The organism is Bacillus sp. ISL-55 (assembly GCF_018613155.1).
Lineage (GTDB): Bacteria > Bacillota > Bacilli > Bacillales > Cytobacillaceae > Mesobacillus.
This window is the reverse complement of sequence record NZ_JAGGQU010000068.1, coordinates 1-8,917: the sequence shown is the minus strand read 5'-3', so window position 1 is coordinate 8,917 and position 8,917 is coordinate 1. Positions and strand designations below refer to the sequence as shown.

General features: G+C 40.0%; 8 protein-coding genes. 4 read left to right on the top strand and 4 right to left on the bottom strand.

The genetic code is table 11. The features are described 5' to 3' along the window. Window positions 1–476 precede the first annotated feature (476 nt). Window positions 477–680: a YozQ family protein gene (locus J7E32_RS22635; protein WP_214911827.1), complete on the top strand. Its 204-nt coding sequence runs from the start codon at window positions 477–479 to the stop codon at window positions 678–680. A 213-nt stretch (window positions 681–893) separates the two neighbouring features. Here the strand turns inward: J7E32_RS22635 and J7E32_RS22630 are convergent, their stop codons facing one another. The 4 genes from J7E32_RS22630 to yhfH form a co-directional block, all read right to left on the bottom strand. Beyond that, complete coding sequence (locus J7E32_RS22630; RefSeq protein ID WP_286183764.1) at window positions 894–1,859, bottom strand: class I SAM-dependent methyltransferase; 966 nt, start codon at window positions 1,857–1,859, stop codon at window positions 894–896. Between the two features lie 404 nt (window positions 1,860–2,263). Continuing rightward, on the bottom strand, window positions 2,264–2,512 hold the full coding sequence (locus J7E32_RS22625; protein ID WP_041965879.1) for a transcriptional regulator SplA domain-containing protein: 249 nt from the start codon (window positions 2,510–2,512) through the stop codon (window positions 2,264–2,266). Between the two features lie 64 nt (window positions 2,513–2,576). Further along, a complete protein-coding gene (locus J7E32_RS22620) occupies window positions 2,577–2,747 on the bottom strand; it encodes a hypothetical protein (protein ID WP_214911825.1) in 171 nt (56 codons plus the stop codon). 863 nt (window positions 2,748–3,610) lie between these two features. Then, window positions 3,611–3,745 (bottom strand): protein YhfH, encoded by a 135-nt coding sequence (gene yhfH, locus J7E32_RS22615; protein ID WP_079509337.1) that lies wholly within the window; start codon window positions 3,743–3,745, stop codon window positions 3,611–3,613. Window positions 3,746–4,102: 357 nt separating this feature from the next. On the opposite strand from yhfH, the gene J7E32_RS22610 reads away from it, so the two are divergent. The 3 genes from J7E32_RS22610 (at window position 4,103) to J7E32_RS22595 (ending at window position 8,802) form a co-directional block, all read left to right on the top strand. Next, complete coding sequence (locus J7E32_RS22610; protein ID WP_214911824.1) at window positions 4,103–6,262, top strand: PAS domain S-box protein; 2,160 nt, start codon at window positions 4,103–4,105, stop codon at window positions 6,260–6,262. Window positions 6,263–6,408: 146 nt separating this feature from the next. Further along, window positions 6,409–8,511: a formate dehydrogenase subunit alpha gene (gene fdhF, locus J7E32_RS22600; RefSeq protein ID WP_353654097.1), complete on the top strand. Its 2,103-nt coding sequence runs from the start codon at window positions 6,409–6,411 to the stop codon at window positions 8,509–8,511. A 60-nt stretch (window positions 8,512–8,571) separates the two neighbouring features. Beyond that, the gene (locus tag J7E32_RS22595) at window positions 8,572–8,802 is read left to right on the top strand and encodes a hypothetical protein (protein WP_214911821.1); all 231 of its coding nucleotides are present in this window, start codon (window positions 8,572–8,574) and stop codon (window positions 8,800–8,802) included. The last annotated feature ends 115 nt before the right edge of the window (window positions 8,803–8,917 follow it).

Here is an 8,917-nt window from a genome sequence, read left to right as displayed (position 1 = left end):
GTCCAGAAACGCAGAAACTGGAGACTCCGACAAAGAAGCGCTTTTTGCTTCTGCCGGCGGAGTTGAAGTTTCGGAGTTTCTAGGAGGCGACACTAGACAATTCGAAAAGCGGAGGCGACTGCCCAACTCCGACAAGCGTTGGAGGACCTGACAGTGAAGTCGCTCTTTGACTTCATTGGCAGGACCGAAACGTCTCGAGGAGTTAGGAGCCGCAGCTAGACAAGCGACTCGAGGGGCTACGCGCTGGAGCTAGACACTAATCCAAGTATAGAAAGTTTACACTTTATTTTTATAAAAAACGTCTTTTGAAACAGGTTAACAGTGAAATCTATATGGATAATGAAGATTTAAAGGTATTCACAAAAAAAGCTCTTCTTAATTGAAGAGTTTTTTGTTTTTCAATAGGACTCAAAAACAGAAGTATGGTTTTAGACTTTATATCAAAAAATAATTCAAGTACGAAAGGAGGGACTTTCATGAAAGAGAATAAAGGTAAAAATCTTGAGCTTGCAGGGCGTATGTACGATACATCGGATTATCAGAAAAATGACGAACTTTCCAATGGGCTTGCAATGACCCATGAACAAGCAAGTGACAGTTATGTAGAAGGGCAGGTCGGCGGAAAGATTGAGCGTTCGTCGGGAGCCGAAGATGAATTGAATAACAGAGGTTATCAGTAAGCAGGAAATGAGGGGTACAAGTGTCGCATAAAGGCGAATTTCAATCCAATGGACATCAATACAAAATGCCAAACGCGCTAAAACAAAAGAAAGATTTTGTCTATAGGGTAGGATACACTTCAAGTACGGGTAATCAAACAAATAACGAAGAAGAACCAGTAAAGAGATCTGATCTATAAAGATTTGCAGGCCCTTCCAAAGAAGGGCCTGTTTTTATCGGGGACGTGCTATGATTCCGTTATGGACTTTAATAAAGCCGTGCCTTAAAATGTCTAAACCGTTTTCGTATAAATAAAGTCCCATCTGCTCGACTGTCATTAGTTCTCTGTATGTATGGTTCATGACATCAGACATGATTTCATAATACAGCTTGGATTTTAACTGAGCCCGAGGTGTTGTCATGATGATATACCCACCCGTTTTTAGGAACTTCGTGTGCCAATCCAGAACTTCGCTTTTTAAAGAATCAGGGAAGTGCTCGAGTAATCCAACGCTAAGGACGATATCAAATTCTCGGCCAAAAGGGAGCTTGCGTATATCTTCAACAATGTACTCAGTCTTAAAATCACTTTTATGGTAGACCTTATTGCCTCCAGTTAAGGGATTGCTTCCCAGGAATGGATAAGTGTCAGGGAATTCCGCAAACCTTGTATCCTTGCAAAAAGGATCATAATCTACAAAGACAATACCACCTCCTGGATACATTGCGCTTAACTGCATTGCTTCATATCCCTCTGCTGCTCCAAGAAAAAGGATTCTTGGCTTGATTAAATCAAGTCCTTCAAACAATGCACGTTTGCCCCGTGGATCCCAAATGCCATCCTCGATGCGGTGAGCGTAGTTCCACAAGTGTATTCTGATCAATTCACCTAATGCAGATTTTGTTTCTGTCAGCTTGAAATTCGTAAGACTCTTCATGAAATTCCGTTTCGAATTGTCCATTTCAGCTGGAACATCCTTAACGAACCACTCGTGGAAGGACTTATTGAACATCTGCCAGGAGATGTTCGCCGGAAGAGTTTGTTGATTTACTTCTTCCCAATCCCTCTTTTCCTGTGCGAAGGATGTTACCTCATATGGTCTTCCTACATCTTTCCAGCTTAGCTGGCTCCAATCATTCACGGTATTTAATTTTACAAACTTGTTGTATTCCTTTTCTGAGAAATTTCTAAGGTCCATTCTGTAGGAAGGCTGCAATCGCGTTTCATTTGGATTCAAGGCAGGCTCTATCTCTAATTGAAGCAATCTGGTCACCCCACACATTTATATTGCTTACTATATTCGTTTCATATTTATAAAATCCCTTTAATTTTTCAAAAATTACAAAAATAGAAGCACACCCTGGATGGATGTGCTTCTAGAAAGAGGATTTGCCGATTTAAAGCTTTCCACGTCGTATCACTTTGTTGGGGGTAAGGGTGCCTTTCTTTAGATAGACAAATCCTCCTTCAAGTGCAGAGCCAATGACGAACTTAGAAGATGCTGATAAAATTTTCATCTTCATCCCTCCTAATGGAAATTGGCTTGCGTTTCTTTTTTCCCCGATAAAATGTTCTTAAAACTTTTGGAAATAGAATGGGTTACTAAGTGTTATAGGGGTCCATTGCATCAAAATAAGCTTTTTCGGCTGCATCTTGTGTAGCAAACAGAGCATCATCGTCTTCAATTACATGTAAGGTTTCGTTCAGGAATAGGGCGAACTGATTAGGATCTTTTGGATGCGGAACAATTTCACCAGCTTTTATGTTTGAAACAGAAGGTACATGAGGGTTCCGATAAATTACGAACACTTCATCACCAAATTTCAAGTTTTTGGGATCGAGTAAATCCAAGTTTAATACCTCTCTTCGTTAAGTTTAAGGATTGGTTGCATTATCTGTCGGTGACATACCTGAGTCATAAATTTTCATTCTGCTGTTTTATTTCATCCCCGGTAAGAATAATATTTCCAGCTTCAAAATCCCTATGCTCATCAACGGATCCTCCTGGCACATAGCGTTGATTTGGTGTGTATGTTGAATTAAGTAAATCATTGTTCTGTTTTAAATCATCTTTTTTATCATTCATAATCTCACCCCCTGGTAAGACTAGTTTTTGTATTGAGATATAGGATATACGGGTAATTTAACCTGTTTCATAAATATCGGAAAAGACACTAATTCGTCACAAATGTAAGGGTTTACATACGTGAACGGTGGTATAATAAGAGTGTAGAAAGAAAGTGATTAACATCTTAGGAGGCTCAACCAATTGTGTTCGTTCCGTAGTGAACGAAAAAAGGTTTATTCCTAAAGTGTCGTTACCTTCTCTTCACCAAATCAGTACTACCAGCCACAGGGATTTTGAACCTAATAAAAGTTAAACCAGAAAGTTGAATGTTGTCCTTCCAGTGGTTCAATTCAAAAGGGTAAAAGCAGAAGTCCTGCCTATTATTTACTTGTACGCAGGAAGGAAGCTTTTAACCAACAGAGTATCAATTCAACAGTGGATACTTGGAAAAGTACCATTCTCAAGGAAGTCAACAATTTTCAGGTATAACAGTCCTTAGGAGAACAAAACCTTGATGGCAGCTAACCATCCAAATGGAATAGTCAGCAGGGATACATGATGTAAAGAAGAAAAGTGCTAACCTAATACTAAAGGGAATAATGAGTCTCTCGGTGATTATACCGAAAAATGTGTTTGTAAAGAGTCGTCATAAAGTAGGGAAACCATTTTATGAAAAGACACTTTAATGCGGAACAAACACACATCGGCTATAGTAAGAGGATCATACAACTCAATAGTTCCAAAAAAGTTTTGGGCTGATGCTGGTTGGGTCTCCTAAGATGTTAAAAAAAGAAGCTCGCAAATGAGCTTCTTTTTCTATATGAAGAGTATTTTCTTTGGATTATATAAGAAGGCACCTTTTTAAAAGGTGCCTTCTTATATTATTCCTCTTTTTTAGATAAGCAGCGGTCACATTCCATTAAATATGACTCAGCTTGTTCGTGCATTCCTTCACCACACTCAGGGCATACCTTCTTTGGTAGATTACGAAAAAATTCAACCGGACTCATCATAATAAAAATCCTCCTTTTATAGTACAATTTATATTTTACTTAACCTGTTATAGTACAGTATAAACATTTTTAGATAATTTGTGTAGTCTTTTTTTGAAAAATTTTAAAATAGGTGTTTGTTCATATAACCGGATTGAGGTATTAGTTAATAAGTGCCAGGGAATATGTTATCCGGGAAGGGTAAGTTCCTTATGCTGTTTGTGGAGAGGTCAACTACCAAAGGGAAGGGGATTTACGTAATTTTCAATTGTCAATATATAAAAGTGACAAAGTTATTACATTTTATTTAAGAAACCCTTTTATTCTCTTCAGTTTTAACATACAATCGAAATGAAACTTTAAATGGGGAATGATGCCTAAATGGATAATCCGGAATTATCCTTCAATCCAATATTACTGCTAGTAGCCATTTTATTGACAGTCATGTCATCATATACAGCACTCGATTTATTCAGTCTAATAAAATCATCAGATCGAAATAAACGATTCCTGTTTTTGGGTGGGACATTTTCACTTGGTATAGGAATATGGGTTATGAATTTCTTTGGAATGCTTGCAATGAACCTGAATGGCAATGTGTCTTACAGAATTCCAATAACAGTATTATCGATTATTTTGGTTATTTCATTTACAGCAATGGCGTTCTATGCAATGACAGGCAAGTCAGTAAAAAAAAGCAATATGCTAGCAGGAAGCTTGTTCATGATGCTTGCAGTCCTGGTGGTCCATATCCTGGGAATGTACTCGATGAGGGTGGATTTCAGTTATCAGCCACCTATTTTACTAATTGCACTTGCACTGGTTTTCGTATCATTTTACTTTTCCTTCTGGATGCTTTTCTTTTCAAAAAGTTTTACTCAAGGAGACCATGGCTGGATTAAGCCGCTAAGTGCTCTTTTCGTGACTGCTGCAATTGTAGAAGGTCATTTTCTTTTAACAAGAGCATCTTCAATAAATATGAGCAACGGTCTGGTCGAAGAGACGGGGATTCCAGAGTCGTTGATCAGTTATCTTATTGTTTTTATCTCGGTTCTGATCCTTGCTGGCTTGATCGGTTCAAGTGCGTTAATCAGCAAAAGGCTTGCAGTTTCAGATACCAACTTGAAAGATATTACAGATGCACTAAATTCATCAGCAATTGTTGCGATTACGGATCCTAAAGGTAATATCACATATGTTAATGAAAAATTTATTGAGATTTCTGGCTATAGTGAAGCTGAGCTTTTGGGCCAGAATCACTCGATCTTGAATTCTGGACTTCATACTAAGGGATTTTTCAAAGAAATGTGGAAAACGATTGGTGCTGGGCACGTATGGAAGGGTGAAATAAGGAATAAGAAGAAAGATGGTTCTTATTATTGGGTTGATACCACGATTGTCCCTTTCCTGAACAGTAAAGGCAAGCCATATCAATACGTTTCGATTCGTTCTGATATAACGCAACGAAAACACGCAGAAGCAAGTTTAAAGGAAACACTTAAAGAAGTCAGTGACATTAATTTTGCCCTTGATCAATCATCCATCGTTGCTTTTACAGACGAGAAGGGGATTATCAAAAATGTGAATGATAAATTCTGTGAAATCTCTAAATACAGCAGGGAAGAATTGATTGGTAATGACCACAGCTTATTGAATTCCGGATTACATTCGAAAGAATTCTTTAAAACCCTGTGGAAAACCATTGGATCCGGCCAGGTTTGGAAAGGGGATATTCGTAACAGGGCGAAGGATGGTTCTTTTTACTGGGTGGATACCACGATTGTTCCGTTCCTTAATGAGAATGGGAAGCCATATCAGTATCTTGCAATTCGTAATGATATCACAGAGAAGAAAAAGTCAGAGGAAATGCTGCACCGCCAGGATAAGCTTGCTGCTGTTGGCCAGCTCGCTGCTGGGGTTGCCCACGAAATCAGAAATCCGCTGACATCAATGAAAGGGTATGCTGAATTCCTGCAGCTTGACGAAACCGATCCGCAGCGCCAGGAGTTCATTGAAATCATTCTTGACGAGATTGACAGAGTCAATAACATTGTTGAGGAGTTCATGGTTCTTGCAAAACCAAAGGCTGTTGAGCTTGAAGAACAAAATATTATTACGATTGTCCAAAATGTAGTGTCTATGTTGAAATTCGAAGCAAGAAAAAGAAATGTCAAACTGGATTTTGATGCTACAGAGGAAATCATTCAGATTGAATGTGATGAAAACCGTTTGAAGCAAGTATTCTTGAATTTTATTAAAAATGGAATTGAAGCAATGCCTGACGGTGGGGATTTAAAAGTGAGAACAGAAGTACAAGATGACAATGTTGTCATCTCCATAAAGGATACAGGCGTAGGAATTCCTCCAGAAACGCTCAAGAAAATTGGCGAGCCATTCTATACTACAAAGAAAAATGGAAATGGGTTAGGCCTGATGGTCAGCTTCAAGATTATTGAAAGCCATAATGGTAAGGTATATATCGAAAGTGAGCAGAACAAGGGTACAACATTCAAAATTATGCTCCCGGCAAAAACTGCATAATAGAAAGGCTGAGTAAGGCAGGAGTTGATCCTGCCTTATTTTTTATACTTACTGAGGGTTAAAATAAGTATTTGTCGAAAAAATGTTGCAAATATGACAAAAAAAGCTATCGGATTTTCTACATCGCTTTGAAAATTTAGACTACTATGGAAGTAGGAGAAATTATATTAAATGCCGGAGGGGAAGCTATGTCATCGATTAGCCAGGTTAAGACGGTCTGTGGTTATTGTGGTACAGGCTGCGGTTTGATATTGGATGTAGAAGATAATAAGATTGTTAAAATCAGGGGAGACAAAGAAGCACCTGTAAATAAAGGACAGACATGTGTAAAAGGTGCTTTTGCCTATCAGTACGTACATGCTCCGAAACGATTGAATACACCTATGATCAGAAAAGCAGGAAAGCTTGTAAAGGCTTCATGGGAAGAAGCGTATGATTTCATCGCAAGCCGATTGTCCGATCTAAAAGATGAGTTTGGTCCAGAATCGCTTTCAATGTTCGCATGTGCCCGCACAACCAATGAATCGAACTATATAACGCAGAAGTTTATGCGGACTGCTATCGGAAGCAATAATATTGATGGCTGTAACCGAACCTGACACGCTCCTAGTGTCGCCGGTCTGGCGACTATTTTTGGAAGCGGTTTCCCTACGAATACCTTAGAAGATATTGATGAGGCAGAGGTACTTTTACTAATGGGATCCAACACAACTGAAGCTCATCCGATCATTGGAAATAGAATGAAAAAAGCTGCCAAAGGCGGTCTTAAAATAATCGTCATTGACCCAAGAAGAATTGATATGGTCAAGTCGGCTCATAAACATCTGCAAATCAACGTCGGTACGGATATTGCGCTGATCAACGCAATAATAAGGATTATCATTACTGAAAAACTGTATGATGAAAGTTTCATTGGCAGGCACACTGCAGATTTTGATGTATTGCTATCGAAGGTTGGACCTTATACACCGGAATATTCAGCTGAAATCACCGGCTTGGCAGCAGAAGATATCATAGAGGTTGCTCGCTTGTATGCAACTGCCAACAAGGCTATGATCGCCTACACACTCGGTATTACAGAACATCACTGTGGAGTGAACAATGTATTCGATATCGCCAACCTGGCATTGCTGAGTGGCCATATCGGGAAACGAGGATCCGGCATCATGCCTTTAAGAGGACAGAATAACGTCCAGGGCGCGGGAGATATGGGCTGTTTACCGAACCAGATTACCGGGGCTGTAAGCGTATTGGACGACGAGTATCGGGCCCGCTTCGAGAAAAAGTGGAATATAGAAATCAGTAAAAAAGTCGGTGACACCCAGACGAGAACCTTCGATAAAATCGAAACAGGGGAAATCAAAGCATTATATTGCATAGGGGAGAATCCGCTAGTAGCAGATGTGCATATGAACCATACTAGAAGCTTATTAGAAAAACTGAATTTGCTGATTGTTCAGGATATTTTTATGACAGAGACAGCTGAGATGGCTGATGTCGTGCTGCCAGCCAAGTCTTGGGGCGAAGTTGACGGAACGTACACGAATACGGACAGGAGAGTTCAGCGTGTACGCACCGCGGTCAATGCGCAGCTAGGAGTAAAAGAAGATTGGGAGATATTGTGTGAACTCTCTTCAAGAATGGGCTATCCAATGAGTTATGGTTCAAGCGAAGAGATTTGGAATGAAGTGAGAGAGCTAGCCTGGGAGATGTATGGCGGCATATCGTATGCACGTCTTGAAAAAGAGTATGGGATACACTATCCATGTCCAGATGAAACACATCCTGGTACGAAAGTTCTTCATGAAAGGTTCCATGCGGAAGAAGAAAATGAAAAGCGCTCCAGTTTCGTACCAGTAGAATTCACACCGCCATTGGAACAGCCTGATGAACAATATCCATTTACATTAACGACCGGGAGAAGGTATGAGTCCTACAATACTCATACACAGACCCGGCACTATGCAGCAGGGGTGAAAATCAAACAAGCAGAGGAAACCTTGGATATTCATCCCGAAGATGCACTCCGGCTTCAAATTAATGACGGAGACCTTGTAAGGGTGAGTTCACGGCGGGGAACTCTTGATGTAAAGGCCAAGATAACAGAACAGGTAGTTCCTGGGCTCGTTTTCATGAGTTTTCACTGGTCCGAAGTTCCAACCAACGTTCTTACTCTTAATGAATATGACCCTATTTCCGGTACTGCAGAATTTAAAGCATGTGCTGTTAACATTGAAACAATTGCATAAAGAAGGAACAAAAAGCGCAAGCGCCTCGTTCAGCCCCGACAAGCGCTGGAGGGCCGCCCAATGAAGTCGTTCTTTGACTTCAATGGGCGGATCGAAATAGAAATGTATAGCCGACTGCCCAGAAACGCAGAAACTGGAGACTCCGACAAAGAAGCGCTTTTTGCTTCTGCCGGCGGAGTTGAAGTTTCGGAGTTTCTAGGAGGCGACACTAGACAAGCGACTCGAGGGGCTAGGCGCTGGAGCTGGATTAAGAAAACCCGTATAGTTATCCACATTGAAATTATTTTATAATTACCTAGTAAAAGAAAAAAGCCAGGTTTCCCTGACTCGTTTTTTCGCATGATTTGATCCTTGAAGAATTAAGACTGTTACTCATTTATCTTAGGGTCAAGTGCATCCCTGAGTC

Bases quoted from the DNA above. Each gene is read 5' to 3' on its own strand.
- J7E32_RS22635 (WP_214911827.1), top strand. From the start codon at position 477: ATGAAAGAGAATAAAGGTAAAAATCTTGAGCTTGCAGGGCGTATGTAC.
- J7E32_RS22630 (WP_286183764.1), bottom strand. From the start codon at position 1,859: ATGGACCTTAGAAATTTCTCAGAAAAGGAATACAACAAGTTTGTAAAA.
- J7E32_RS22620 (WP_214911825.1), bottom strand. From the start codon at position 2,747: ATGAATGATAAAAAAGATGATTTAAAACAGAACAATGATTTACTTAAT.
- J7E32_RS22610 (WP_214911824.1), top strand. From the start codon at position 4,103: ATGGATAATCCGGAATTATCCTTCAATCCAATATTACTGCTAGTAGCC.
- J7E32_RS22595 (WP_214911821.1), top strand. From the start codon at position 8,572: ATGAAGTCGTTCTTTGACTTCAATGGGCGGATCGAAATAGAAATGTAT.